Raw genomic sequence first — 26,502 nt, 5'->3', positions numbered from 1 at the left:
CGCCCCGGCGCCCTCGTGCCGGCGCCCGCGCGCAGGAGCGGCGGATTTCGGCATCAGGCCGGATCCTGACCTGATGGGGCGGCATCCTGGGACCCATGACGGACACCCCGGCACGGCTTCTGCGTCTGCTGTCGCTCCTCCAGACCCCGAGGGAATGGCCGGGCAGCGAGCTGGCCGGCCGCCTGGAGGTCAGCCCGCGCACCATCCGCCGCGACATCGACCGGCTCCGGGACCTCGGCTACCCGGTGGAGGCCTCGCGCGGCTCCGTCGGCGGCTACCGGCTGGTCGCGGGCACCGCCATGCCGCCCCTCCTCCTGGACGACGAGGAGGCGGTCGCCATCGCGGTCGGGCTGCGGGCGGGGGCCGGGCACGCCATCGAAGGGGTCGACGAGGCGTCCGTACGGGCCCTGGCCAAGCTGGAGCAGGTCCTCCCGGCACGACTGCGGCACCGGGTCTCCTCCCTGCAGAACGCCACCGTGCCCCTCACCCGCGGCGACGGCGCGACCATCGACCCGCGGACGCTCACGGTGATCGCGTCGGCCGTCACCGCGCGCGAACGGCTGCGCTTCGGCTACCTGGCCGGGGACGGCGCCGCGTCGAAGCGGCAGGCCGAGCCGTACCGGCTGGTGAGCACGGGCAGCCGCTGGTATCTGGTCGCCTACGACCTGGACCGTGAGGACTGGCGCACCTTCCGGGTGGACCGTGTGAGTGAACCGTTCGCCACCGGGGCCCGTTTCAGCCCGCGCGAGCTGCCCGCCGGGAGTGAGGACGGCGCCGAGCTCCTCGCCCGGTCGATGTCCCGGCTCCAGCCGGAACTGCACATCGACGTGACGTTCGAGGCGGCGGCCGAGGTCGTGGCGGCCCGGCTGCCGGCGGAACTCGGTGCGCTGGAGCCGAGCGGTGAACACAGCTGCCGCCTGCGCACGGACTCCCGGAGCTCCGTGGAGTGGGTGGCCCTGCGGCTCGCCCTGGTGGGTTGCGCGTTCGAGGCGCTCGGGCCGCCGGAGCTGGTGGAGCACCTCGGCGTCCTGGGCGACCGTCTCTCGCGTGCCGCTTCACGTCCTCCGGAGGCGGGCCGGACATGAATGAGCCCCGGCGCCGGGGGGGGTGGGCGCCGGGACTCAGCTCAGGGGACCGGAAAGGAGACCGGTCGTCGGGCCGGTGCGAACCGGCTTGATGGGGAGATTACGGGTTAATGGCTCACGCCGCAGCGTCAAAGCCCGTGTCGTGAGCCATTCGCTTCAATTCGAGCAGTGCGTGCTTCTCGATCTGCCGGATCCGCTCCCGTGTCAGACCGTGCTGCTTGCCCACCTCGGTGAGGGTCCGCTCGCGGCCGTCCTCGATCCCGTAACGCATCTTGATGATGGACGCGGTGCGGTTGTCGAGCTTGCCGATCAGGTCCTCCAGCTCCTCGCTCCGCAGCAGTGTCATCACCGACTGCTCGGGCGAGATGGCGGACGTGTCCTCCAGCAGGTCCCCGAACTGGGTGTCGCCGTCGTCGTCCACGGACATGTTCAGGCTGACCGGGTCACGGGCCCAGTCCAGGACGTTGCCCACGCGCTCCGCGTTGGTGTCCAGCTCGGCGGCGATCTCCGCGTGCTCCGGGTCGCGGCCGTTCTCGCGGTTGAACTCGCGCTGCACCCGCCGGATCCTGCCGAGCTCCTCCACGAGGTGGACGGGAAGGCGGATCGTGCGGGACTGGTCGGCGATGGAACGGGTGATGGCCTGCCGGATCCACCAGGTGGCGTACGTCGAGAACTTGAAGCCCTTGGCGTAGTCGAACTTCTCGACCGCGCGCACCAGGCCGGCATTGCCCTCCTGGATCAGGTCGAGGAGGGGCAGGCCCGCCCTCGGGTAGCGCCTGGCCACGGCAACGACGAGTCGGAGGTTGGAGCGGATGAATACGTCCTTGGCGCGCTCGCTCTCGGCGACCAGCGCCTCCAGCTCCTCACGCTTCGCTCCACCGGCGTCGCTCTCCACGACACCGTCGAGTATCTGCTGGGCGAAGACGCCCGCCTCGATCGTCTGGGAGAGCTCGACCTCCTTGGCGGCATCGAGCAGCGGTGTGCGAGCGATCTCGTCCAGGTACATGCCGACCAGGTCGCGATCGGCGATCTCCCCGCCCACGGCGCGAACACTGCTTGCTCGGTCGGTCCCGCCGGTGCTGGCGGACGAACGACGAGCGACGGCACGGGTGGCCATGCGAGCTCCCTTGCTGAGTAGGTCGCGACACCCTCCCGGGTGCCCTGCATCCGATGGAAACAACGACTGGAATCCGGACAGAATTCCCACGGGGACCATTCACTTTCGAGATCATGCAGTACCCTGTCGCCTCCAACGGGAGGACAGATGGTGCAGATACCCACAGAGCTGCAGGTCAGGCCCGGAGTGGAGGGCGATCTGGAGGCCCTCACGGACATCTACAACCATTACGTCCATGAGACCGCGCTCACATTCGACACGGTCACGTTCACCCCGCAGGAGCGAATGTCCTGGTTGCGCTCCCACCCGGAAGACGGCCCCCATCGGCTTCTGGTTGCTCTGGACCCTGGTACCCGGGACGACGCACCACATGTCCTCGGGTACGCCACCAGCAGCCCGTACCGCCCCAAGGCGGCGTACAGCACCTCGGTCGAGGTGAGCGTGTACTGCGCACCGGGCACCACGGGCCGCGGCGTCGGCACCCTTCTCTACAAGGCCCTCTTCGAGACTCTCGCCGACGAGGACGTCCACCGCGCCTACGCCGCGATCGCCCTGCCCAACGAACCGTCGGTCCGGCTGCACGAAGCCTTCGGCTTCCGCCTCGTCGGGACGTACGAGGAGGTGGGCCGCAAGTTCGGCCGCTACTGGGACGTCTCCTGGTACGAGCGGCCTCTGCTCAGCCGAACTGCACCGAGCGCTTCGCCAGACCCATCCAGAAGCCGTCGATGACGCTGCGCCCCTGACCGAGCTCGGCCTCGGCCGCCCCGAGCGTGACGAACAGCGGCGCGAAGTGCTCCGTGCGCGGGTGGGCCAGTTTGCCGGCCGGCGAAGCGTGCTCGAAGTCCAGCAGGGAGTCGATGTCCTGGGCCTGGAGCGCCCGGTGGCCCCAGTCGTCGAACTCCGCGGACCAGCCCGGGGTGCCGCCGGCGTGGCGCAGTGCCGCCAGGTTGTGCGTGAAGAAGCCGCTGCCGACGATCAGCACGCCCTCGTCCCGCAGCGGGGCGAGCTTGCGCCCGATGGCCATCAGCTTCTGCGGGTCGAGTGTCGGCATCGAGATCTGGAGGACGGGGATGTCGGCACCCGGGAACATCTCGACCAGCGGGACGTACGCACCGTGGTCGAGGCCGCGGTCCGGGATGTCCTGGACCGGGGTCCCTGCGCCGCGCAGCAGCTTACGGACGTCGTCCGCGAGCTTCGGGGCCCCCGGGGCCGCGTACTGGACCTGGTAGTAGTGCTCGGGGAAGCCCCAGAAGTCGTAGACGAGCGGCACGGGCTCGGTGGCACCGAGAGCGAGCGGAGCCTCCTCCCAGTGCGCGGAGACCATCAGGATCGCCTTGGGGCGGGGCAGCCCCGCCGACCAGGCGGCCAGCTCTCCGGGCCATACCGGGTCATCGGCGAGCGGCGGCGCGCCGTGGGAGAGATAGAGGGCGGGCATACGTTCCGCTGCGACTGTCATGACACTCCCATTCCTCTGCCGATCAAGGTATGTGTGTTCTCTACAGGTACCGGGGAACGGGCAACTGCGTGAGCACCCGGGATTCGGCGGATCGGCTCTTCGGGCCCGAATCTTTGAATCTTCAAGTTCCAACTACCAGAGACCTTAGCTCTATCTAGTTCAACTTTCAAGAAAAGGTCGTACAGTGGAGTACATGACCACGGCATCATCCGGCGGGCCCCGGTGGCTCACCGACGAAGAGCAGAGCGTGTGGCAGGCGTACCTCCATGCCACCACGCTCATGGAGGACCATCTCGACCGCCAGTTGCAGCGCGACGCCGGCATGCCGCACACCTACTACGGACTGCTGGTCCAGCTCTCCCAGGCCCCCCGCCGCCGCAAGCGCATGACGGAGCTGGCCAAGGACGCCAAGATCACCCGCTCCCGCCTCTCGCACGCGGTCGCCCGGCTGGAGAAGAACGGCTGGGTCCGCCGCGAGGACTGCCCCTCCGACAAGCGCGGCCAGAACGCGGTCCTCACCGATGAGGGCCACGACATGCTGGCGCGGTCCGCACCGGGGCACGTCGAGGCCGTGCGGCAGGCGATGTTCGCCCGGCTCAGCCCCCGGCAGGTGAAGAGCCTCGGTGAGATCATGCAGGTCATCGCCAGCGGCCTGCAGCCGGAGGACACGGACGCGGATCTGCCCTGGCTCCGCTGAGCGGAGCCAGGGCAGACATGCCGCGACCGGCGTCGAGGGCCGCCGGACCTCACGCCCGACGGCCCGGCGCCGGACCGGTCACCCGGTCCGGCGCATCGTTCAGTGGGCGACGACAGGGATCTTGAACTCGTCCTCGGCCCCGTCCGCCAGACCCCCGGAACCGGATGCCGCACCCGTTCCCGGACGTCCGGTGTTGATCAGCGTCACCGCGATCGCCGAGGCTGCGACCAGGATGCCGACCGCCCACCAGATGGCGGCGGCGAAGCCGCTGACCATGGCCTGGAGCTGCAGCAGCTTCGGGTCGGCCGCACCGGCGGCGTGGTCGGCGATGTAGGCGGTGGTGGCACCGGCCGCGATGGTGTTGAGCAGCGCCGTACCGATGGCACCGCCGACCTGCTGCGAGGTGTTCACCATCGCGGAGGCCACACCCGCGTCACGCGACTCGATGCCGTGCGTGGCCAACGACATGGCCGGCATGAACGCCGTACCCATGCCCAGCCCCAGCAGCAGCTGGCCCGGCAGGATGACGGCCGCGTAGGAGGTGTCGATGTCCAGCTGGGTCAGCAGCAGCATGCCGATGGCCGCCACCAGGAAGCCGGGACCCATCAGCAGCCGCGGCGGGACCCGCGTCATCAGCCGTGCGCCGATCTGGGTGGAACCGGTGATCATGCCCGCGATCATCGGCAGGAACGCGAAGCCGGTCTTGACCGGCGTGTACCCCTTGACCACCTGCAGGTAGTAGGTGAGGAAGAGGAAGAGCCCGAACATCGCGATGATGGCGAGACCCAGCGAGAGGTAGACCCCTCCGCGGTTGCGCTCGGTCAGGACGCGCAGCGGCAGCAGCGGGGACTTCACCCGCGACTCGGTGACGACGAAGGCCATCAGCAGGAGACCGGCGGCGACGAACATGCCGATGGTCAGCGAGTCCGACCAGCCGGCCGACTCGGCGCGGGTGAAGCCGTACACCAGGGACACCAGGCCCAGCGTGGACAGGACGACGCCGGGGATGTCGAGCTGGGAGCGGTTGCGGCCGCCGGCCGGCTCCCGGATGACGAAGTACGCGCCCGCGGCGGCGATCACGGCGAACGGGATGTTGACGAAGAACGTCCAGCGCCAGTTCAGGTACTCGGTGAGGAAGCCGCCCAGGATCAGGCCGACCGCGCCACCGCCACCGGCGATGGCACCGTAGATACCGAAGGCCTTGGCGCGCTCCTTGGCGTCGGTGAACATCACCGCGAGCAGCGAGAGCGCGGCCGGTGCCAGCAGGGCCCCGAAGACACCCTGGAGGGCGCGGGAGCCGAACATCATGGCCTGGCCGGTGGCGGCACCGCCGAGCGCGGAGGCCAGGGCGAAGCCGATCAGGCCGACCAGGAAGGTCCGCTTACGGCCCCAGAGGTCGGCTATACGCCCACCGAAGAGCAGAAGCCCGCCGAACGCGAGCGCGTACGCGGTGATCACCCACTGCTTGTTGCCGTCGGAGATGCCCAGGTCGGTCTGGGCCGACGGCAGGGCGATGTTCACGATGGTCGCGTCGAGCACGACCATCAGCTGGGCGAGGGCGATGAACGCCAGCGCTTTCCAGCGGCTGGGATCCGGAAGGGTGCCGGCTGTTTTCGACATGGGAGTAGCCACCTAAGGGCACGAGAAGTTGCGAATTCGGCGGCCGGGACGCGGACGGGCCGTGTGCGGAGCCGAAAAAGGGCGAGCTGAACCGGCGGCAGGATCTCTGTGTCAGGACCTGGCCGGATTCATGGGGCGGGTGCGGGCCGCAGGGGGCCGTGGGTCTGTGGGTCGGTTCTCCGGTGCGCGGGCGTCAGGACCCTGCGCGCAGGTCCTCCAAGGTCGCCGCCGATCCCGGCAGCTCGGAGCGGGCCGGGGATTCCAGACCGTCCAGGAAGAGCTGCAGATGGCGATGGGTGAACCGGTCGATGTCCAGGCAGGCGATGCCGGGCAGCGGCCGGGTGAGCTGGGAGAGGGCGACGAGCACGTCACCGACGGCGATGTCGGTGCGCAGCCTCCCTGCGGACTTGGCACGCTCCACGAGCCCCTCGACGGCCTCTTCGAGACCACGGCGCTCGCTGAGCAGATCAGGGTGCTCGGTGTCGAAACCGCCGGACAGCATCGGGCACAGGGCGCCGATACGTTCGTCGGCAGCCGCGTGCACGAAGCGGCTGAGCGCGGCGAAGGGGTCTGCCTCGGCCGCGACGGCCTCCTCCAACCGGTCGGTGGTGCGGGAGGTGACGGCGAGGACGACCTCATGGATCAGGGCCGCACGGTCGGGGAAGTTCCGGTAGAGCGTGGCGTTGCCGACCCCGGCCCTGCGCGCGATCTCGTCGAGCGGCACGTCAGGCCCGAATTCGACGAACATCTCGCGCGCGGCCGTCACGATCCGCTCCCTGTTGCGCAGCGCGTCGGCCCGCGGACGGGGCGTGCGGCGCGGTGCGGCACAGGTGGCGGTTTCGACGACGGACTCCACGACCACGGCCCTTCCCTCCGGTTGCGTACGCCCCTCCGGGCCAACCGGGGAGCGTGTCCCCGTTTCGGGGGAACACAGATTCAAACGGGGAGAGGGTCCCCGGTTATTTCACGCATCGGTGTGACCTGAGCCACAAACTGGAGTCCCGCTGAATTCCCCCCATCGGCGCACCCAGCGAGCGGTCCCCCACGACCCGGCACAGGCTGATCGCCAGAGCGCAGTCAGAGCCGGCCGGCTGCCGCGGACCGAAGGCGACGCCCTATGCAGCAGCCCCGCCACCGGATACGCGGACATCGCCGCCCCCTCGCCCTCGCCGGAGCGACAGCCCTGGTCATCGCGACGATGGCATCGGCCAGCAGCACCCTCCCCGTCGCCAGCCGCGCCTCCGCCGGTCCGGTGGCCACGCCGAGGGGCACCGGCCTCGCACCGTGCCGGATACCCACGGCCATGGGCGTGCAGATGTCGGAAGGGGTACCGACCCCCCCGGGCTACGCACGCTCAACCGGCCGGATCAGAGCCCTCAACCTGATGATCGACTTCCCTGACGCGGAGGCGAAGGAACCGGCGGCGGACCGGCTCGCGGAATTCTTCCCGCAGACCTCCGACTGGTTCCGCACCAGTTCCTACGGCCGGCTCACCTACGTGCCCGAGGCACCCGTGAAGGACTGGCTCCGGATGCCGCTCCCGTTCTCCGAGTACGGCATAGAACGCGGATCACCGTACGAACCCGGCTACCGCAAGATGGTCAAGGACCTCGTGACCGTCGCGGACCCGAAGGTCGACTTCTCCGAGTACGACCTGGTCAACGTACTGGTCACCCCGAACGCCGGACCCTCCGCGCTCGACACCGTCCTGTCCGTGACCTTCTCCGGCAACGACGACGCGCCCTCCGCCGACGGCGTCCCGCTCGCCAACACGTCCTTCGTCTACAGCCGTCAGGACGACGGCTCGGGCTCCTACACGGAGACCGGCTACCGGGTGCTCCCCCACGAGAACGGCCACGTCTTCGGGCTGCCCGACCTCTACACCATGGAGGGCGGCGGCTCCGTGGGGCACTGGGACATCATGTCCGAGGACTGGGGGGCCAACAACGACCTCCTGGGCTGGCACAAGTGGAAGCTCGGCTGGCTGGACAACGACCAGGTCAGCTGCGCCGCCATGCCCGGAACCAGCGAACACGTCCTGGAGCCGCTGGCCACGACGGGCGGCCCGAAGCTGGCCTTCGTACCGGTGAGCGCCCAGTCCGGCTACGCGGTCGAGGTACGGACCGCGGAGGGCAACGACGAAGCCGTCTGCCGGCCCGGCGTCCTCATCTACAAGGTGAGCTCCGACGTGGACACCGGGCAGGGCCCCGTCGCCGTCGAGGACAGCACCGAGGACAGCGGGGGATGCACCCGCCGGCCGAACGTGCACACGGAGCTGTCCGACGCCCCGTTCGAACCCGGTGAGACGTTCACCGACCGGGCCGACGGCATACGGATATCCGTGGTGGAGAAGGACCCCGACGGAAACTACCGGGTACGGATCACCCGGCCGTGAGACCACCACCGCCGCCCGGCCGACCCTGACCGGCCGCGGGACCACCGGGCGGCCGACCCTGACCGGCCGCGGGATCACCCGGGCTGGCGCTCCTGGACCGTGCCGCGCAGCTCCCGCTTGAGGATCTTCCCCGTCGCGTTCCGGGGCAGCGGCTCCCGCGTCACCCTCACATGGGCCGGGACCTTGAACGCGGCCAGGCTCCGGCCCACATGGGCCCGCAGCGCGTCCGCCGTGACCACGGAACCCGGCCGCACCCGGACGACCGCCGCGACCTCCTCGCCCAGCACGGGATGCGGGACACCGAGCACCGCCGCGTCCTCGACGTCGGGGTGGTCGTGCAGTACGGCCTCGACCTCCACGCAGTACACGTTCTCGCCGCCCCGGATCACCATGTCCTTGATCCGGTCGACGACGTACACCCGCCCGTCCCGCGCGACGGCGAGATCCCCCGTACGGAACCAACTGCCGCTGAACGCCCCGGCCGTCGCCGCCTCGTCGCGCCAGTATCCGCGGACCAGGGACTGGCCGCGCAGCCACAGCTCGCCCGCCTCACCTTCCGGCAGTGCCTCACCGGCCGGTCCGGCGATCCGTACCTCGGTGACCGGCGTCGGGGTGCCGACGGAATCCGGATGCGCCCGGTAGGCGGCACCGAAGTTGGCCAGCACGCCGCCGCTCGTCTCGGTCAGTCCGTAGCCGTTGCGCGGCTCGATCCGCTCGCCGTACCGGGCCGTGAGGCGCGCGACCAGGTCCGGTGGAGCCGCCGCTCCACCGGTGTTCAGCCCTTTCAGGCCCTCCAGACCGTCACCCGTGTGCTCCGCCGCCGCGAGCAGTTCGAGCGCGGTGGCCGGGACGCCCGCGTAGTGGGTGACCCCGTGCCGCCGGATCAGCCGCAGGGCCTCACCGGCGTCCCACTTCGGCATCAGGACGAGGGTGCCGCCCGTCGACATCGCCGCGTACAGGCTGGTGAACGCCGCGACGTGGAAGAACGGGAACGTCATCAGGGTGACCGACGCCGGCCCCTGCCCTGGGATGACGCCGCGGCCCAGCGCCGAGGCAGCCGCCTGGTAGCGCGGGTTGAGAGCCGCGCCCGCCTGCGCGAGATGGGTGGCCACGGCTCCCTTGGGCCGGCCCGTCGTGCCGGAGGTGTAGATGATCGTGGCATCGTCCTCGGGCCGGACCTCCACCTCGGGCGGCGCCGCCGAGGGATCGGGCTCCGGCAGGTCCGCGTACCGCTCGGCACCGGGCGGCGCCTCTCCCGTCTCCTCGTCGTGGAAGACGACGAGGCGCGCCCCCGCCTTCCTGCCCCACTCGGCCACCTTCGGCACCTGCTCACCGTCGACCAGCAGCACCTTCGGCTCGCAGTCGTCGAGGGCGTGCCCGAACTCCCCCACGGTCCACCAGGTGTTGAGCGGTACGGCGACGAGCCCGGCCAGCTGTACCGCCCAGAAGGCGATCTGCCACTCGGGGTGATTACGCATCGCCACCACGGCCCGGTCACCGGGGCGGAGCCCGTACGTCTCGTTGAGCCGGCAGGCCAGGGCGGAGGCGGCGGCGAAGAACTCACCGTAGGAAAACGTCCGTTCGCCCGAGACGAGGAACGGCTGGTCACCGAACGCCCAGGTGGCCTCCACGAACTCCCTCAGCGTGCGGGGGCCGTTGGCGTACACGAGCGTGCCCTGTTCGGATCGCACCACTGCGAACGGGGCGCCCGGGGCGGTAAGCGACGCCTCGACACGGGCGCGGTCCCCCTCGATACGGGCATGCCCCTCCGGGTCGGACGGACGGCTGGGATCGGTGTGCGGCACGATCGGCCTCTCCACGTGCTGGCTCAGCGGCCCGGCGACGTTATGCCCGCGCCGGGGCCCCGTCAAGGAGACCGCGCGGCAGTCCGCACGGCAGCTCGTACCGCCGCCGCCCCGTCGCGGCTCGGCAGACCGCCGCACCACATAACCCTCCGGGCCCCGAGCAGCCACCCGCTACACTGTCACCGGTGAGGCGGCCGTCATCGGCCGCACCACGACGACACTGCTGGAATCCAGCTGTCCGGGACCACGGCCACCGCCGGGCCCTCGGACACGGGCCCGGCAGATCCCGGCCTTCGTAGCTCAGGGGATAGAGCACCGCTCTCCTAAAGCGGGTGTCGCAGGTTCGAATCCTGCCGGGGGCACAGCACAAAGGGCCAGTTCGGGGGCTTGATCCTCTCGAACTGGCCCTTCTGCGTGGTCACGTCGCGTGCGAAAGCTTGTCGGTGATCGTCACCCCGCCAGGGGCAGGGCCGCCGCTATCGCGTTCCGTTCCTTCCGCCCGAGCAGCGGGAACACGATCTTCAGGCCCTGCTCTCGGTCCGGCGAGGAGACGACGAAGGACGAGTTGAGCACGCGCTCCTTGACCTCTGTGCGCACCAGGCCGGCGCGGGGAATCGTCATCAGGTGCTCCTCCGGCCGGGCGAACGTCGGATTGGCGCGGAAAATGAAGATGCGGCGGCCTGTCATCGCCAGGTACATGGGGGTCGGCACCGGAACCACGGCCATTCCGCCGCCGCTCATGATCGCCGAGGCGATCGCGAACGCCGCGGTACGGCGCACGGACACCGACTTCAGGTTGACGATGCTCGCCACCTCGACCTGCTCCCCAGGTTCGAGCATGGGTTCAACGGCGGCCAGCAGCAATCGACGACGCTTCCCGTTCACGGGGTACTCCTGCACGTTCGGTCTCGACCGGCGGGATTCTCCCGCCCGGGATACGACAGTCCGGCGTCGGACGGGGTCGCAGGAGGTCGCAGTCCGAGGAACAGCCGCGGGCCGGACTCCCTCGCGAGATCCGGTCGGCGTGAGCTGTCGGCACACTTTGCCATACGGGCCCTCGGTCGACGGCGCGCGGGAAGCCATTTCAACTAGAAGCTGTTCAGGACATTTCCATGGCACTGATCGGGGTTCGGACGGGGCAGCAATGTCCGAAATCACTGGGTGAGCGCAGAGGTGGAGGTCGCGGCGGCCGCGTAGCGAGTGGCGAGTTCGGCGAAGGCGTCGGTCAGTTGCGGCGGACCGACCACGTGGATCGCCGTGCCGAAGTGGCCGAGCGTGGCTGCGAGGCCGGTCCACGACCAGGAACCGAGGGTGAGACGGCAGCGTTCGGCGCCGAGTTCCTCGACGACCCCGTCCTGCGCATAGGGGGCCACAGCCTCTGCGGGGAGGTCGAGGACGACCTGCCCGCGGCAGGGCCACTCGGCGCTGGAACCGTCCGTCCCGCGGAATCGGCCGGTGACGAACGCGGCCACGTCCCCGCCGGGGAGCTCGCGTGGGGTGAAGCGCGGGCCGGTGGGGGTGCGGGGGCGCAGGCGGTCGACGCGGAAGGTCCGCCAGTCGTCGCGGTCGAGATCCCAGGCGAGCAGATACCAGCGGCCGCGCCAGGTGACGAGGTGGTGGGGCTGCGTCCGACGGGGTGGCCCGGCGTCGGCCGCACGGGGTGGCCCGGCATCGGCCGCACGGGCAGGAACAGCGTCGGCGGCACGGGCAGGAACAGCGCGGACCCCAGGACCAGCCCCGCCCGCAGGATCGGCGCGGACCGCAGGAACAGCGGCGGCCTTCGTCTCCTGCCCGTAGTCGAACCTCAGCTCCTCATGGGCGCGGATGACCCGGCCCAGTTCCATGAGGACCTCCGTAACCGCCGGGGAGGTGCCGCTGTCGTCCGGCGTCCGTACCGCGGTCGATCGCAGCATGTCGATGCGCCGGCGCAGGCGCGGCGGCATGACCTGGCGGACCGTGGCCAGGGCCCGCGCCGCGTCCTCGCCGATCGCGCCGTTGCCCGCCACCGACTGGAGAGCCACGGCCAGGGCGATGGCCTGGCCGTCGTCGAACAGCAGCGGGGGCAGTTGCGAGCCGGCGTCCAGGCGGTAGCCGCCCGCGGGCCCCTTGAAGGCGCGGATCGGGTAGCCCAGTTCACGTAGTCGGTCGATGTCGCGGCGCACCGTGCGCGGGGTGATGTCGAGTCGGTCGGCGAGGTCGCCGCCGGACCAGTCGCGGTGCGCCTGGAGCAGCGACAGCAGCGCGAGCAGCCGTGAGGACGTCTTCTGCGGGGCCATGGTCACCATTCTGCCCGGAGTGCAGGACACTCCCTGTCCTCTACCGGTGGAATGGTGATCGTCGAGAACCCCGGGGAGGCACGGCTTCCCGGGGAGCGAGGTTGCCGCCGCCCACCCGGCGGTGCACCTCGACGAACAGCCGGCAAGGAGAAGATCATGTCCGTCACGACCACCACCCACCTGAACTTCCGGGGCGACGCACGGGCGGCGCTGGACCACTACCGGTCCGTCTTCGGCGGGCGCATGACCGCCGTCACGTACAAGGACACCGGCGCCGCGCAGAACGGGAACGAGGCGGACTGGCTGGTGTGGGGCGAGGTGGTGGGCGACGACGGCTTCCATGTCATGGCCTACGACGTGCCCTCCTCGCTGCCCTGGAACCAGGGCGACCGGCCGTTCTTCGTGTCCGTGCGCGGTGACGACGCCGACGGGATCAGCGCCCTGTGGCAGAAACTGGCGGAGGGTTCGACGGTGGTCCAGCCCCTGGCGTCATCGCAGTGGGCACCGCTCTACGGCATGCTCACCGACCGCTTCGGCGTGACCTGGGTCCTGGACGTGGCGGCCCCGTACAACGGCTGATCCTCGTCCGACACGGGCCGAAGGGGCGGGCCGCGCGGCGACGGCCCGGCAGAGGCGAACCGACAAGGAGACAGGCACCGTGCAGAAGCGACAGCTCGGGCGTTCCGGCACCGGGGCGGACGCCCCGCGGCGGCCAGGGCCCATGGCCGTACTCGGGCCCCGTGCCCTCAACCGCGCCACCCTGGCCCGCCAGCACCTCCTCGAACGGACCACCGCGCCGGTCGAGGAGGTGGTGGCGCACCTCTGCGGCCTGCAGGCCCAGGAACCCCAGGAGCCCTTCACCGGCCTCTGGTCGAGGCTGTACGCCTTCACACCCGACCGGCTCGACCGGGCGCTGACGGAACGGCGCGTCGTACGCACGCATCTGATGCGCCGCACCGTCCATCTGGTCGCGGCCGACGACGCGCTCTCCTGGCGGGCCCGTCACGACGCCATGCTGCGCCAGCGGGTGCTGGCCACCTACCGGCACGAGCTCGCCGGTGTCGATCTCGACGAACTCGCCGCGGCCGGGCGAGCGGTCATGGCCGACCGGCGGCCCCGCACCATGGCCGAACTGGTCGACGCCGTACAGGACCGATGGCCCGGACCGCCCCGCCGCGCACTGGGGGAACTCCTCGTCGCGGCCCTCGTCCCGATGGTCCAGCTGCCCCCGCGCGGCCTGTGGCGGACGAAGAGCGGCGTACGGAATCTGCCCCTGGCCACCTGGCTCGGACGGGACGTCACCCCGCTGCCCGGGAGCGACGAGGGCCAGGAGGGCGACGACCCGGCCGGACAGCAGTTGGTACGCCGCTACCTCGCCGCCCACGGCCCCGCCGCCACCGCCGACATCCGCGCCTGGAGCGGTGTGGCGGGTCTCCCTGCGGCGGTCCGGGCCCTCCGGGACGAGCTGGTCACCTTCCGGGACGAGCGCGGCCGGGTACTGCTCGACCTGCCGGACGCACCCCGCCCGTCCCCGGACACACCCGCCCCCGTCCGGTTCCTCCCGGCCTTCGACAATGCGATCCTCGGCTACCAGGACCGCAGCCGCATCATCGACGACGCCCATCGCGGCCTGTCCGTCGCGGGCCTGCGCGCCGTGCTCGTCGACGGGCGCGTCGCCGCCACCTGGACGACGGACGACCGGCGGCTCCTCGTCACGCCCCTGCGAGCACTCTCCGCCCCGGAGCGGCAGGCCGTCAGGGTTGAGGGCCATGACCTGGCCACCTTCCTGGACCGGGGAATCGACCGGGTGGACATCGCGGCCGTCCGAACCGCCATCGGCTGAGCGGCGGCCCCGGCGGCGGTCACCCCGCGCTGCCGGCCCGCCCCGTCTCCTCCAGGATCTCCCCGATCACATGCCGTGCGGTCGACGCCATCATCTGGTTCGACGTCCGGTAGTACGAGAGCTCCATGAGCGCGATGGACAGGGCCCATCCCCGGGCCCGCACCCACTCCGCCGCGTCCGCCCCCACCCGCGTACGGAAGTGCCGCCTCGGCCCGGCGGGCAGCAGGTACCAGCCCGCGATCAGGTCGACCGCGGGGTCGGCGAGCCCCATGCAACCGAAGTCGATGACCGCGCCGAGCCGGCCGCCCGAGACCAGGACGTTGCCCGGCTGCAGATCTCCGTGGACCCACACGAGCGGGCCCTGCGGGCCGGGGGCGCCCAGGGCGTCGGACCAGACGGCTGCCGCCCTCGCGATGTCGATGACGCCGTGCAGCGTTTCCAGAGCGCCCCGGGTGGCCGTGTCCCGTGCGGCAAGCGGTTCACTGCGGTAGGCGGGCGGGGCGTCGGTGGTGTCGACGCGGCGCAGCGCCAGGACGAATTCCGCGATGTCGGCGGCGAGGCAGGCGCCGCCCGAACCGACGGCCGGGTTGTCGCCGTCGATCCAGCGGCAGACCGACCATGACCAGGGGTAGCCCTCCGCGGGCACGCCCTCGGCCAGCGGGACGGGGACGGCGAAGGGAAGGCGCTCGGCGAGGCGGGGCAGCCAGCGGTGCTCCGCCGCAACGTCCTTCGAGCCGCCCTCGACGCGTGGCAGCCGCACCGCCAGTTCCGTCCCCAGCCGGTAGACGGCGTTGACCGTTCCGTGGGATCCGACCCGCTCGACGGGAAGATCCGCCCAGTCGGGAAACTGTGCGGCGAGCAGGCGTCGTACGAGCGCCTCGTCCGTGTACGTCCCGTCGGCGTGCATCCGGCCCATGGAAGCCGAACCCGGCGCGGGTTGTCGACCGAAATCCGGTGGGCGGCACCTGCCCCGCTGCGGCAGGATCCGTGCCCATGCGCCTCATACTCCCGCCCCGTCTCACCGCCTCCGCCCGAACCCTCCGGGACACCGCCCGGCGACGGGGCCTGCGCATCACGCAGCTGCCGGACAGCACGGTGCCCGGGGAACTGCTCGGCGGGGACGCCCATCTGCACGCCGGCCCGTCCTTCGCCGACGCCGTGGCCCCCGCGCTGGGCATCCTTCCGCTGGAAGCCCCCACCGACTGGCTGGCCCGGCTGCCCACCACGTTCGTCCGGCGCGAGATCCGCGCGATGCCCATCCGTGAGGCGTACGGACTGCGCCGCCCGGTCTTCGTCAAGTCCCCGAACGACAAGAGCATCCCGGCGCTGGTCTACGCGGACGGGTCCCGGCTGCCGGGGCCGGACGCGGTCGGTCCGGAGACGGTGGTACTGGTGAGCGATGTCGTCACCTTCGATGCCGAGTACCGGCTGTACATGCTGGACGGGCAGGTCCACACCGGCAGCCGGTACGCCACATCCGGACGGCTGGACCTGGGTCCCCTGTCCCCCGGAGCTCATGCGTTCGGCTCGGATCTGCTCGCCGCCGCCGGGCACACCCTGCCGTCCGCGATCGTCGTCGACGTCGGGACCACCGACACGGGGCAGTGGGCGGTCGTGGAGGCCAACGCGGCCTGGGCGAGCGGGTGTTACGTCTCCGACCCGGACCGCGCCCTGGACGTCGTACTCAGGGCCGCCGGTCCGGCCGCGCAGCTGGCGGAGCGCGACGCGGCGTTCGTCCGGTGACAGGGACCTCGGGGCGCCGGACGGTGCCGGCGTTCAGCGGCAGGAGGCCTTGAGCTGAGCCGCGGCGTGGTGCGCGCCCACCAGTTCCGCGTCGCCCCAGTCCCGGCCGCGGTCGACGAGCTGCACGGCGAAGGTGTCCCCCTTGACCGGGTAGCTCCGTACGTCGACGGCGGTACCCCGGTGCTCGGGCTGGCGCACGGCGAAGCCCGTGTACGCCGAGTCCGTGTCGCGCGGGTCGGAGAGCACCCGGTAGACGCTCGGGGCGCCCGCCACATCGCTGTCCCGGACACTGCGCGGCACGAAGACCGTGAGCGCGCACTCGCGGAAGCCGTCACCGAGGTACCAGGACCAGACGGCGCTGCTCCCCCGGTCCTGGTCCGGGCTCCCCGACATGGGGAGGGCACTGAACCGGCCGTCGCACGGGCTCTCCCCGAAACCGCCCGACTCGACGGTGTACCAGCCCGCGTCGCCGTTCTCGAACCGCCCGTTCTCCATGTAGGCACCCGTGGTGCAGCCGGGCCCGGCCCACGCCGTGAAGCGGTAGCTGACCGTGGTGGCGGAAGGTTCCGGGGTGACGTCGCCGGGCTCCACGGGGTCGGTGCCGCCGGGCGGCTCCGTCTCATCGGTTCCGGCCTGCCCGATCCGGGTCGGGGCCCCGCCACCGACCGGTGCCGGCACGGCTCCGGCCCGGCCCACCGCCTCGGGGCGCGCCCCTCCAACGCCCTCGGCGAGCAGTGACGCGGCGGCGGCCAGCCCTCCCACGGCCACCACGACGCCCGCCGCCAGCAGAGCCTTCCGCCGCCGGGTGAGCGTGGAGACCCGGCCCATGAACGTCTCCTGGGCTATCCAGGAACCGCTTCCGTGCGGCGAGCGCTCCACGGAACCGCACCGGGGACAGACCATGCCCGGCAGCGGACCGGTGCGTTCACCGCCGTGATGTTGGCACCTCATGGCAGCACACCATGCCAGTGCTGCCCGCCCGGAGGGAGACTTCCCGCACTATTGCCACAGTTCCTCGGGGCAAGGCGTGCCCGGTTGCAGCTGGTACGGCGCCGCCAGGCGGTAGACGCCCGCGCGCGGGGCCAGGAGCTCGGTCCACTCGTCGCCGTCGCCGTCCTCCTCCACCTTGATCAGGCAGCCGTGGGCGTTGGTGAAGCTCTTCGGAGCCTCGCTGTCCTCCGCCGAACGCTTCTTGGACTCCTCCGTCTCCTGAGGACGCTCCACGCTCTTGCCCTCGTCGTCCACGACGGCGAGCCACCGGGAGTACGGGATCCGGATCAGGACACGGCCCGCCGTCTGCACGCGGATCGTCAGCTCGTCGTCGCCGGCCCTCTCCACCGTCGCCGGCGGGTCGGCGAGCGGCACCGGGTCCAGGACCCGGAACAGCTTCCAGTTGGCGTCGCTCCAGACGGCCTTCAGGTACGGCTGCCCCTTCTCGACGAGCGCCGCCTCCTGCTCGCCTCCGGAGTCGGGCTTACCGGTCGGCAGCACCACGTAGTGGACGGCCCAGCGGTCGAGCCACTCGCGGTAGTTCACGGGGTCGAGGGTGTCGTCGTAGAAGAGCGGGTTGCGCTTCATGTCGGCCTGCCGGTTCCAGCCGCGGGCCAGGTTCACGTACGGCGCGAGCGCGGAGGCCTCGCGGTGGCTGCTGGCGGGGACCACCTCGACCCTGCCACGCTCCGCCCCGACGTTCTGGAGCTGGTTGACCAGCGGGGCCAGTTCGCGGTTCCAGGACGCGGCGGGTGCGGTGCGGACGATGTCGTCGACGCCCTTGAAGCCGATCCAGAAGTTCAGCCCGGCGAAGACGACGATCAGCGCGTACCAGCGCCGGGTGCGCGGCGCCGTGTACGGGAGCGCGGCCAGCAGGACGACCCCGGCGAACAGCATCGCCATCCGCGACACGTTCGAGCCGATCTGCGAGTCGACGACGTACGTCAGGAGCGTCCCGGCACCGTAGACCGCGGCGGCCGTCCGCACGGTGTGCCAGTCGCGGGGCACCAGGAAGAAGACGAGGACCGAGTAGAGGAAGGGCAGCGACAGGGTCCCGAGAGCCATCGGCTGGGTGCCCGAGAACGGGAACAGCCACGCGGAGAGGACCACCACCGCGACGGGCGCCAGACCCAGCGCGTACGCCCCGGGGCGCCGTTTGTTCAGGAAGAGGGCCGCGGCGACCACACCGAGGAAGAGCCCGGCGACCGGGCTGCCCGCCGTCGCGAGCCCGGCCAGCGGCGCGGCGACGACGGCCTTCGCCCACCGCTTGTAGCGCCAGCGGTGGGGCCAGCAGAACACCGCGGCGACGGCACCGAGCGCGAACATCATGCCGAGCCCGAACGTCACACGGCCCGACAGGGCGTTGCACAGGTAGGCGAAGACTCCGGCGAGTGCGCACGCCAGGGGGTTTCGGACGGCGGGCACCCGCACCAGGATCAGGGCCGTGAGCGCCGAAGACACGGTGCCGACGACCATCATCGTCGTACGGACGCCGAGCACCGACATCAGGTAGGGCGACACCACGCTGTACGAGACCGGGTGCATGCCCCCGTACCAGGCGAGGTTGTACGCGGTGCCGGGGTGACGGCCGACGAACTCGGCCCAGGCGTCCTGGGCTGCGATGTCGCCACCGCTGTTCGCGAAGAAGAAGAACCAGAGAAGGTGCACGGCGGCGGCCACCGCGGTCGTCAGCAGCACCGGATGGCGCCGCAGACGGCTCCGTATCGAGACGTCGGGGTCCTTGCCGTCCCCTCCGTCCGCCTGGGCCGGGATCCGCACGGAGATGCTCTCGGCGGACGGCGGCGGGCCTGTGTTCGCCCGTGTCGGCTCAGCGGTGGTCACTGCGACTCTCCCCGTCCTCGCCCGGGCCTGCCGAACCGTCCTCGTACCGCACGGACCTCATCCGTCGTACCCGGAAGGACGCGTCCCGGCGCCCGCCCGTTGCTTTCGGGACGCTAGCACGCGGCAATTTCTACGCGCTGCCCCGTCGACGGACAAGGCGCTGCCCCATCGGCCGACATCCCCTGTCCCACGACGCCGTCGGCCCCTGCCCCCGCGAGGGCGGGGGCAGGGGCCGACGGGGGCCGAGAGCCGGTCAGCCGATGCGGGTGAGCTTGTCGCCGAAGCCCGGTTCCGTCATCGCGCTCCGGAGGGCGACGGGGGCGGAGACCTTGCCGGTGCCCGTGCCGACCGTCACCTCACCGACGACGGTGCCCGCCTCCGCCACGTGGGCGGGGGTCTTCCCGCCGTCCGTGAGCTTCAGGTCGACCTCGAGGCCACCCCAGCCGACGGCCTTCAGGTCCTTGGTCGCGACCACCGGGGTGCGGGTACCGAAGCCGTTGTCCACGTAGCCGACGACCTGGCCCTTCTTGACGACGGTGGCGGAGTCGACGCCGTCCTGGGCGGTCTGGATCAGCGCCAGGCTGCTCTGCAGGGCGCGCTGCAGCTTGGCGTCCAGGGTCCCGTCGACGTCGGCGCCCATGACCGCTCCGATGATCCGCCGGGACTTGCCGTCGATGATCGTCTCGGCGGTCCAGACGAGGTTGCCGCCCGCAGGGGTCGACGAGCCGGTCTTGATGCCGCTCACGCCCGGTTCCAGCAGGATGTTGTTGTTGTTGTAGATCATCTTGCCGATGCCCGGGATCTCGGCCTGCGGCATGTTCACGATCTCCCGGAAGACATCGTTCTGCATGACCGCCTTGGCCAGCTTGAGCTGGTCGGCCGGGGTGGACCGGGTGGTGGACTCGAGACCGCTCGGGTCCGTGTAGACCGAGTTCGTCATCCCGAGGTCCTTCGCCGCCGCGTTCATCTTCTCGACGAACGCCTTCTCGGTGGTGGCGTCCCACCGGGCGAGGAGCCGGGCCACGTTGTTGCCGGAGGGGATCATCAGGAGCTGGAGCATCTGGCGCTCCGTGTACTTCTGCCCCTCCTTGATCGGCGCCGTCGACTCGTCCGGGCGGTCCGCCTCCTCGCCGGCCTTCGCGTCGACCTCGATCTGCTCCCCCTTCTCCTTACCGGTGATGGGGTGCCCCTGGAGGATCACGTACGCCGTCATGATCTTGGCGACGCTCGCGACCGGCGCGGACTTCTCCTTGCCGTACGTGCCGATGGTGCCGACGCCCTCGACCTCGACGGCGCCCTGGCCCTCCTCCGGCCACGGCATGTCCAGCTTCTCGCCGCCGAAGGTGTACGTGGGGTCGGCGGAGAGCGTCAGCACGGGGTCGGGCAGCGGCCGCACAGCCTGCGCGATCGCAAAGATGACAAGGAGCAGCAGGACCAGCGGGGTCCAGATCTTGACCCGCCGTACCGCGGTACGGACCGGGGTTTCCGGGGGCGGCGGGGTGTTCGTGAGCTCCGCGAGCAGGTCGAGCGGCGGCCTGGGCGGCATGGGCTGCTGCCGGGTCCGCTCGGCCTCGACGAGACCTGCACCGGGAGCCCCGGGCGTGCCGGGTCGCGCGGCGACGTCAGGGGTGACCGTCGGTCCGACGACGGCCGCGGGGCGTACGTCGTCCGAGCGCAGCGGCACGAACTTGCTCGTCCGCTCCGCGGGGGTCTCGGGAGCCTCCGTGGTCCCGGCGACCTTGGAGGCCCAGGAGGGCTTCCGCTCGGCCTCCTTCTCCGGCGCAGGCTCCTCGGTCTTCGCCGGCTCCTTCGCCTGCGCCTTCGCCTTCGCCGGCAGCTTCAGCGCGGTCGTCGGCTGGTCGAGCTGTTCGGCCCGCGGCGCCTTGAAGACGGCGGTCGGATGATCGATTCCTCGCCCGTCGGACGCGGACTCCGGCTCCTTGGCCGGGGTCGCCTCCTCGCGGGTCTTCGGGACCCGGGGACCGCCGACGGGGGCGGGCGCCGCGGTGGCGGCGGCCGGAGCCTTGTCGGCTTCGGCTTCGGCTTCGGCTTCGGCGGAACCCTTGGAGGCGGCACCGGCGGACGGCTTGTCGTCGGCAGCGGCGTCGGCGTCCGTGGGTGCGTCGGTGTCCGGCGTCGTCACGTCGGCAGCCGCCTTCGTCGCCCCGCCGTCGCTCGTCGCCTTCTCGTCGGTGACGGCCGCACCGTCTCCGTCGGCAGCCTTGCCGTCGGCCCCGGACGGGTCGGCGTCAGCCTCGGGCGCCTTGTCGGCGTCCTCGGGATCGCCGTCCTGAGCTGCGGCTTCCTCGTCGGGCCCGGTCGCCACCCACGCGGCCACGGCGGCGCGGAGCCGCGCGTCCGTCGGCTTCGGCGCGGTGTCCGACCCTGCCTCGGGCTCAGCGCCCGAAGCGGCCTCGGCGGCCTCCTCACGCCCGGAGTCGCCGACGGGATCGGAGTCCGAAGCCCGCCCGGAGTCGGCGGCCCGCTCGGAATCGGCGGCACCGGCCCCCTGCTCCTCGTCGCCCTCGGGCACGGCGTCGACCTCGGCCTCGGCTTCCGCCTCAGGCCCGGCACCGGCACCGGCACCGGAATCGGCCACCGGCTCCGGCTTCGCCGCCTCGCCCGGTCCAGCCGCGCCCGCAGGCGCTCCAGGCGCCTCGGGGGCTCCCCCGGTCGCGTCGTCCGCCTCGGAGGGTGCCGAGGCGCCCTCCTGGGGCGTGGAGGCCCCTCCAGGGCCCTCTGCGCCCTTCGCGGACGCGGAGGCGTCCTCGGACGCCTCGGCCTTCGCGGACGGCGGCAGACGGAAGACCGCCGTCGCGCTGTCCGTCCCGGCGTCCGCCGACCCTTCCGCCGCTTTCCCGACCGCCGTGTGCCCGTCCGCCTCAGCGACCGGTTCGCGGAACACGGCGAAGCGCGGATCGCGCTCCTCAGCCGTCCCCGACGACTTCCGCTGATCCGACTTGCCGGGGGACTCGCCCGCCACCGATACCTCCTGAAGAGCCGCGGGGTCACGCCCGCACCGTGTCCGAACCATCTACCAGTGTCCTGTGTGAACCCCTGGCCGAGCCGCTAGACGAGAACGACATAGCTAACGGTTCCCTCACAAAGCACCCAGGCACCCTCGACAGACCATTGTGAGAGGGGTCACCCTGTCACTCATCCACGCGGGGAGGCATGGATGGGCAGGAGCCGCAGAACAATTCCGGAGGAGCTTCTGCTGCTCGCTCTGGACCCGACCACGGGTACCACAGCGCAGCCGCAGTCGCTCGACCTCGGCCTGGCCGGGGCACAGCTAGTGGAGCTGGCTCTGGCAGGACGGATAGCCCCTGACGGGGATCGTATCGCCGTGGTGATGCCACGGCCGACAGGAGATCCGACTCTGGACTCCGCACTGGAGCTGCTGCGCCGTCGTGGCAGCCCGGTTCGGGCGGTCCACTGGATCGGCGGACCCCGGTTGGGACTTCGCCAGATCTACCTCGCTCATCTGGAGCGGTGCGGCATGGTTCATGCCGTGGCGGGCCAGATGTGCGGAGTGCTGCCGACGACTCGCTACCAGGCGACGGACACGGCAATCAGCAGGGACATCAGAGCCCGGCTGGACAGCGCGATCCGCACCGGCGTACCACCGGACCCGCGGACCGCGGCGCTCGCCGCACTGGCCCACGCGGTCGGACTCGGCAAGCACCTGTACCCCGGGAACGAGGGGCGTTCATCGCGCTCCCGGCTCCGGGACCTGATCAGACATGACCCTATGGGCGGACTCGTGGCGCATGCCGTGATGGACGTCCAGAACGGTGTGGCCGTCCAGCCGCGCCGTAATCAGCAGGCGGCAGGCGTGCCGTTGCAGCCGCAAGCGCAAGCTCACCGCGGCAGCATGGCGCACACCTCCGTCCACTGACAGCACGACCGCGCGGACACTTGCGCGGGGTACCGAATACCGCCGCACCGACGTCCCCATGACCCGGTTCGGGAGCCGCACCAGGCGCGGGGCAGCCGGATCCACCGGCTGCCCCGCGCTCTTGCGTGCCGTCATTGCGTGTGACGATTTCCCAGCGCGCCCGGGGGCCCGGGTGGCAATCTGCTGAGCAGCAGATACACACAGCTACAAGAGCTGCATAGCCCGGAGGTGCCGTTCCCGTGCCGACCAACGTCAATCCCACCGTCAGACGACGCCGGTTGGGTCAGGAATTGCGCCGCCTCCGCGAGATCAAGGGCATGACGGCCGAGGAGGTCGCGGAGAGGCTGCTGGTCTCGCAGTCGAAGATCAGCCGTCTGGAGAACGGCCGCCGTTCCATCAGCCAGCGCGATGTACGCGACCTCTGCGGGGTCTACGAGGTCGAGGACCACCGGGTCGTCGACTCGTTGATGCAGATGGCGAAGGACTCCCGCCAGCAGGGCTGGTGGCACGCCTTCGGCGACATCCCGTACAGCGTGTACATCGGGCTGGAGACGGACGCCGAGTCCCTCCGGGTGTACGAACCCCAGATCGTCCCGGGGCTGCTGCAGACCCGCAGTTACGCGGAGGCGCTGATCAACGGCGCCCTGCCCGAGGCTCCGCCGTCCGACATCGAGAAGCGGGTGAACGTCCGGGCCCGCCGCCAGGACCGCGTCAACGCGCCCGAGCACCCGCTGCGTCTGTGGGCCGTGATCGACGAGTCCGCCCTGCGCCGGCTGGTGGGCGGCAAGCAGGTCATGCTCGAACAGCTGGAGCACCTCGTCGAGCAGTCCAAGCTGCCGCACGTGACCGTGCAGGTGCTGCCCTTCGAGATGGGCGCCCACCCCGGCATCAACGGTCAGTACGCCGTTCTCGAGTTCCCCGACGCCGCGGACTCCAGCGTCGTGTACATCGAGGGGGTCACCAGCGACCTCTACCTGGAGAAGGCGAACGACGTGCAGCGCTACAGCGTCATGTACGAGCACCTGCGGGCGCAGGCGCTGAACGTGGACCAGACCCGCCAGTTCATCGGCGACATCGCCAAGGGCTACACCCGCTGAGAGTCCGGTGTCACCAACGCGAACAGGACAGTCCGACAAGGGCTGATGTGCGGGAAATGCTGTGATGCAGGTGAGGTGGGAGCGGGAAGATACACCGCCCCCACCTCACAGCGGAAGACCTGCACGGAATATGCCATCCGGTCGAGTGAACGGCTGCACCACCAAGCGATGTTGGCGAGTAGCGTCGATCACGCCAACAGGAACGAAGTTGGTGCCACTCACATCAACTCTCTGAACCGGAGTGAACATGGCCATTCTTCAGGGTGCTACGGAAAACTGGACGAAGTCGTCGTACTCCGGCGGCAACGGTGCGTGCGTCGAAGTGAAGTCGCCCGTCACACAGGCCATCGCCGTGCGCGACTCGAAGGCGCCCGAGGGCCCCTCGCTCTCCTTCGTGTCCGGAGCGTGGAACACCTTCGTGAGTGACGTCGCGTCGGGCTCGATCAACGCCTGACGCATACGTCGACCTCTCGGATCCGCGCTGCGTCCGGTCGCCGCACACGACCGTCAGGAGCCCTCTCGACCGGCCCGCCGTCCTGGCCGAGGGGGCTCGGCTTCCCGCCCGGGCCGGCGCCACCCGTCGACGTACGCACACATCACGACCACAGCGATCGACACCGACCACGCGCTCGGCGCCGTCGGTGCGTCAGTCACGTCGTGCAGCTTTCCCCTTTCTCCGACCGCACGGGACCCGCATCCCGTGCGGTCGTTCTGCGTTCTCGGGCGTTCCTGCGTTTCCGTGTTCCTGCGTCCGCGCGTTCCTGCTCGCGTCGGACTCTGCACAGCCTGACGAAGTGCTCGCTCATCGTGTGGCCGTGGTCACGCTCACGACAACGCCCCGCAAGGTCAAGAACACGTAAAATCGTTCGCCTTGCTGATCTGCGTTCACATCCCTGACCAAGAAATCCTTGACCGTGGACCCGGACAAGCGGTTCAATCCCCCAAGTCCCCGTTCCCGCACGGGGATCCCGCTGAACGGCCGTACTGACGAAGTGCGTTCCCGTTCACAAGGCGGACCCCTGGAGGGGGCACATGAACAGTCTCGACTGGGCCGTGCTCATCGGATACTTCGGTGTGATGGTCGCGATCGGACTCTGGTCGCACAAGCGCGTGGACAACGTCAGCGACTTCTTCACGGCCGGCGGCAAGATGCCGTGGTGGCTGTCGGGCATCTCGCACCACATGTCCGGGTACAGCGCGGTGATGTTCACCGGCTACGCCGGGATCGCGTACCAGTACGGTGTCACGTCCTTCGTGACCTGGTCGCTGCCGATCGCGATCGGCATCGGGATCGGCGCGAAGCTCTTCGCCCCCCGGCTCAACCGGCTGCGTTCGCGGCTGCACGTCGCCTCGCCGCTCGAATACCTGAAGAACCGCTACAACATCCCGACCCAGCAGGCCCTGGCCTGGTCCGGTCTGCTGCTGAAGATCGTGGACGTCGGTGCCAAGTGGGCGGCCATCGCCACCCTGCTCTCCGTCTTCACCGGCATCACCCTGACCCAGGGCATCTTCATCACGGGTGCCATCACCGCCGTGTACTGCACGGTCGGCGGACTGTGGGCCGACGCGCTCACCGAGCTCGGACAGTTCATCATCCAGCTCTTCGCCGGTCTGGCCATGCTCTTCATCGCCATGAGCAAGCTGGGCGGCTTCAGCTCGCTGTGGACGGTCTGGGACAAGCTGCCCGAGGGCCACACGAGCCCGACGGCCGGCCCGTACACGGTGACGTTCCTGCTGGCGTACCTCTTCATCAAGACCTTCGAGTACAACGGCGGCATGTGGAACCAGGCCCAGCGCTACATGGCCACGGACTCCGCTCGCTCCGCCACCCGTTCGGCCCGGCTCTCGGCCGTGCTGTGGCTGGTCTGGCCGACGGTGCTCTTCTTCCCGATGTGGGTCGCCCCGCTGCTCGTCGAGGCCAAGAAGCCCGACGCGTCCGACAGTTACGCCCTGATGACCGAGCAGTTGCTGCCGCACGGACTGCTGGGTCTGGTCGTCGTCGGCTTCTTCTCGCACACGATGGCCATGTGCTCCTCCGACGCCAACGCCATCTCGGCGGTCTTCACCCGTGACATCGCACCGGTCCTCTCGAAGTCGGCCCGCACCTGGAGCGACCGCAGCGGTCTGCTGGCCGCGCGGCTGTCCACCCTCGCCTTCCTCGGGCTCTCGATGGCACTGGCGACCCAGATCAACTCGCCGACGTTCAAGGACATCATCTCGGTCGTCATCAAGTGGGTGGCCGGGCTCATGGGCCCGATCGCGATCCCGTTCATGCTGGGCCTGCTGCGCAGGTTCCGCCGTTCCGGGCCCACCGCGGCGCTCACCAGCTGGGCGGCCGGGCTGCTCGCCTTCTACCTCACCAACTACAACTTCGACGGTTCGGTGAAGACGGACGTAGCCCTGCAGTACCAGGTGGCGCTGCCGCTGGCGATCTCCCTCGTGCTCTACATCGCCATCGGGTTCATCAAGCCCGAGGACACTCCGGAGCGCGACGCGCTGATCGATCTGATCAACTCGGACGACGGGGGCCCCGAGGGCGGAGCCTCGGCTGCGGCCCTCCCGCTGCAGAAGTCCGGACCCGGAAGCACGGGGGTCGTGGAGGGCGTGAAGGACTGACCCGCCGCGCAGGCGGGAGTCA

At 70.6% G+C, this 26,502-nt stretch carries 22 protein-coding genes and 1 tRNA gene; 12 read left to right on the top strand and 11 right to left on the bottom strand.

The window, feature by feature from the left end:
• The first annotated feature begins 95 nt into the window (after window positions 1-95).
• Window positions 96-1,085: a helix-turn-helix transcriptional regulator gene (locus P8A20_RS20780; protein WP_147963888.1), complete on the top strand. Its 990-nt coding sequence runs from the start codon at window positions 96-98 to the stop codon at window positions 1,083-1,085.
• A 115-nt stretch (window positions 1,086-1,200) separates the two neighbouring features.
• Here P8A20_RS20780 and P8A20_RS20775 read toward each other — a convergent pair whose 3' ends face one another.
• Window positions 1,201-2,202, bottom strand: coding sequence for a sigma-70 family RNA polymerase sigma factor (locus P8A20_RS20775; RefSeq protein ID WP_147963889.1), 1,002 nt, complete (start codon window positions 2,200-2,202; stop codon window positions 1,201-1,203).
• Window positions 2,203-2,349: 147 nt separating this feature from the next.
• Here P8A20_RS20775 and P8A20_RS20770 point away from each other — a divergent pair, with 147 nt between their 5' ends.
• Window positions 2,350-2,931 carry a GNAT family N-acetyltransferase gene (locus tag P8A20_RS20770; RefSeq protein ID WP_147963890.1) on the top strand — a complete coding sequence of 194 codons (582 nt, stop codon included), beginning with the start codon at window positions 2,350-2,352 and terminating at the stop codon, window positions 2,929-2,931.
• Here P8A20_RS20770 and P8A20_RS20765 read toward each other — a convergent pair.
• Window positions 2,879-3,658 (bottom strand): dioxygenase family protein, encoded by a 780-nt coding sequence (locus P8A20_RS20765; protein ID WP_147963891.1) that lies wholly within the window; start codon window positions 3,656-3,658, stop codon window positions 2,879-2,881. The genes P8A20_RS20770 and P8A20_RS20765 overlap by 53 nt on opposite strands.
• Before the next feature lie 184 nt (window positions 3,659-3,842).
• Between P8A20_RS20765 and P8A20_RS20760 the strand changes: the two genes are divergently transcribed.
• Window positions 3,843-4,355, top strand: coding sequence for a MarR family winged helix-turn-helix transcriptional regulator (locus P8A20_RS20760; RefSeq protein WP_306104015.1), 513 nt, complete (start codon window positions 3,843-3,845; stop codon window positions 4,353-4,355).
• Window positions 4,356-4,454: 99 nt separating this feature from the next.
• Here the strand turns inward: P8A20_RS20760 and P8A20_RS20755 are convergent, their stop codons facing one another.
• Both P8A20_RS20755 and P8A20_RS20750 read right to left on the bottom strand, forming a co-directional pair.
• Window positions 4,455-5,975: an MFS transporter gene (locus tag P8A20_RS20755; RefSeq protein ID WP_147963892.1), complete on the bottom strand. Its 1,521-nt coding sequence runs from the start codon at window positions 5,973-5,975 to the stop codon at window positions 4,455-4,457.
• 193 nt (window positions 5,976-6,168) lie between these two features.
• Complete coding sequence (locus tag P8A20_RS20750; protein ID WP_147964150.1) at window positions 6,169-6,831, bottom strand: TetR/AcrR family transcriptional regulator; 663 nt, start codon at window positions 6,829-6,831, stop codon at window positions 6,169-6,171.
• 261 nt (window positions 6,832-7,092) lie between these two features.
• On the opposite strand from P8A20_RS20750, the gene P8A20_RS20745 reads away from it, so the two are divergent.
• Window positions 7,093-8,370 carry a M6 family metalloprotease domain-containing protein gene (locus tag P8A20_RS20745; protein WP_147963893.1) on the top strand — a complete coding sequence of 426 codons (1,278 nt, stop codon included), beginning with the start codon at window positions 7,093-7,095 and terminating at the stop codon, window positions 8,368-8,370.
• A gap of 74 nt (window positions 8,371-8,444) precedes the next feature.
• Here P8A20_RS20745 and P8A20_RS20740 read toward each other — a convergent pair whose 3' ends face one another.
• Complete coding sequence (locus P8A20_RS20740; RefSeq protein WP_371934408.1) at window positions 8,445-10,175, bottom strand: class I adenylate-forming enzyme family protein; 1,731 nt, start codon at window positions 10,173-10,175, stop codon at window positions 8,445-8,447.
• Window positions 10,176-10,464: 289 nt separating this feature from the next.
• Here P8A20_RS20740 and P8A20_RS20735 point away from each other — a divergent pair.
• Window positions 10,465-10,537 (top strand) — tRNA-Arg (locus P8A20_RS20735).
• 88 nt (window positions 10,538-10,625) lie between these two features.
• Here the strand turns inward: P8A20_RS20735 and P8A20_RS20730 are convergent.
• Both P8A20_RS20730 and P8A20_RS20725 read right to left on the bottom strand, forming a co-directional pair.
• Window positions 10,626-11,060, bottom strand: a complete 435-nt coding sequence (locus P8A20_RS20730) for a hypothetical protein (RefSeq protein WP_306104014.1) — start codon at window positions 11,058-11,060, stop codon at window positions 10,626-10,628.
• 269 nt (window positions 11,061-11,329) lie between these two features.
• Window positions 11,330-12,460 (bottom strand): helix-turn-helix transcriptional regulator, encoded by a 1,131-nt coding sequence (locus P8A20_RS20725; protein ID WP_306105178.1) that lies wholly within the window; start codon window positions 12,458-12,460, stop codon window positions 11,330-11,332.
• Window positions 12,461-12,607: 147 nt separating this feature from the next.
• Between P8A20_RS20725 and P8A20_RS20720 the strand changes: the two genes are divergently transcribed.
• Both P8A20_RS20720 and P8A20_RS20715 read left to right on the top strand, forming a co-directional pair.
• Window positions 12,608-13,030, top strand: a complete 423-nt coding sequence (locus P8A20_RS20720; RefSeq protein ID WP_306104013.1) for a VOC family protein — start codon at window positions 12,608-12,610, stop codon at window positions 13,028-13,030.
• A gap of 142 nt (window positions 13,031-13,172) precedes the next feature.
• Window positions 13,173-14,294 carry a winged helix DNA-binding domain-containing protein gene (locus P8A20_RS20715; protein ID WP_147964153.1) on the top strand — a complete coding sequence of 374 codons (1,122 nt, stop codon included), beginning with the start codon at window positions 13,173-13,175 and terminating at the stop codon, window positions 14,292-14,294.
• Window positions 14,295-14,313: 19 nt separating this feature from the next.
• On the opposite strand, the gene P8A20_RS20710 is transcribed toward P8A20_RS20715, so the two are convergent.
• Complete coding sequence (locus P8A20_RS20710) at window positions 14,314-15,201, bottom strand: aminoglycoside phosphotransferase family protein (protein ID WP_306104012.1); 888 nt, start codon at window positions 15,199-15,201, stop codon at window positions 14,314-14,316.
• An 86-nt stretch (window positions 15,202-15,287) separates the two neighbouring features.
• On the opposite strand from P8A20_RS20710, the gene P8A20_RS20705 reads away from it, so the two are divergent.
• Window positions 15,288-16,037 carry an ATP-grasp domain-containing protein gene (locus P8A20_RS20705; protein ID WP_306104011.1) on the top strand — a complete coding sequence of 250 codons (750 nt, stop codon included), beginning with the start codon at window positions 15,288-15,290 and terminating at the stop codon, window positions 16,035-16,037.
• Between the two features lie 33 nt (window positions 16,038-16,070).
• Here the strand turns inward: P8A20_RS20705 and P8A20_RS20700 are convergent, their stop codons facing one another.
• From P8A20_RS20700 to P8A20_RS20690, 3 genes are all read right to left on the bottom strand, one after another.
• Window positions 16,071-16,988: an adhesin gene (locus tag P8A20_RS20700; RefSeq protein ID WP_261989011.1), complete on the bottom strand. Its 918-nt coding sequence runs from the start codon at window positions 16,986-16,988 to the stop codon at window positions 16,071-16,073.
• Between the two features lie 48 nt (window positions 16,989-17,036).
• Entirely contained in the window at window positions 17,037-18,869 is a 1,833-nt protein-coding gene (locus P8A20_RS20695) for a DUF8823 domain-containing protein (RefSeq protein WP_147963898.1), read from the bottom strand.
• Window positions 18,870-19,122: 253 nt separating this feature from the next.
• A complete protein-coding gene (locus P8A20_RS20690; protein ID WP_306104010.1) occupies window positions 19,123-21,852 on the bottom strand; it encodes a D-alanyl-D-alanine carboxypeptidase in 2,730 nt (909 codons plus the stop codon).
• A 195-nt stretch (window positions 21,853-22,047) separates the two neighbouring features.
• On the opposite strand from P8A20_RS20690, the gene P8A20_RS20685 reads away from it, so the two are divergent.
• The 4 genes from P8A20_RS20685 (at window position 22,048) to P8A20_RS20670 (ending at window position 26,480) form a co-directional block, all read left to right on the top strand.
• On the top strand, window positions 22,048-22,767 hold the full coding sequence (locus tag P8A20_RS20685; protein ID WP_147963900.1) for a GOLPH3/VPS74 family protein: 720 nt from the start codon (window positions 22,048-22,050) through the stop codon (window positions 22,765-22,767).
• A 239-nt stretch (window positions 22,768-23,006) separates the two neighbouring features.
• The gene (locus P8A20_RS20680) at window positions 23,007-23,864 is read left to right on the top strand and encodes a helix-turn-helix domain-containing protein (RefSeq protein WP_147963901.1); all 858 of its coding nucleotides are present in this window, start codon (window positions 23,007-23,009) and stop codon (window positions 23,862-23,864) included.
• Between the two features lie 247 nt (window positions 23,865-24,111).
• On the top strand, window positions 24,112-24,318 hold the full coding sequence (locus P8A20_RS20675) for a DUF397 domain-containing protein (protein ID WP_147963902.1): 207 nt from the start codon (window positions 24,112-24,114) through the stop codon (window positions 24,316-24,318).
• 578 nt (window positions 24,319-24,896) lie between these two features.
• Window positions 24,897-26,480 carry a sodium:solute symporter family protein gene (locus tag P8A20_RS20670; protein ID WP_147963903.1) on the top strand — a complete coding sequence of 528 codons (1,584 nt, stop codon included), beginning with the start codon at window positions 24,897-24,899 and terminating at the stop codon, window positions 26,478-26,480.
• The last annotated feature ends 22 nt before the right edge of the window (window positions 26,481-26,502 follow it).

The sequence above is a fragment of the Streptomyces sp. Alt3 genome (assembly GCF_030719215.1).
Lineage (GTDB): Bacteria > Actinomycetota > Actinomycetes > Streptomycetales > Streptomycetaceae > Streptomyces > Streptomyces glycanivorans.
This window is presented reverse-complemented; position numbering and strand designations above follow the sequence as displayed.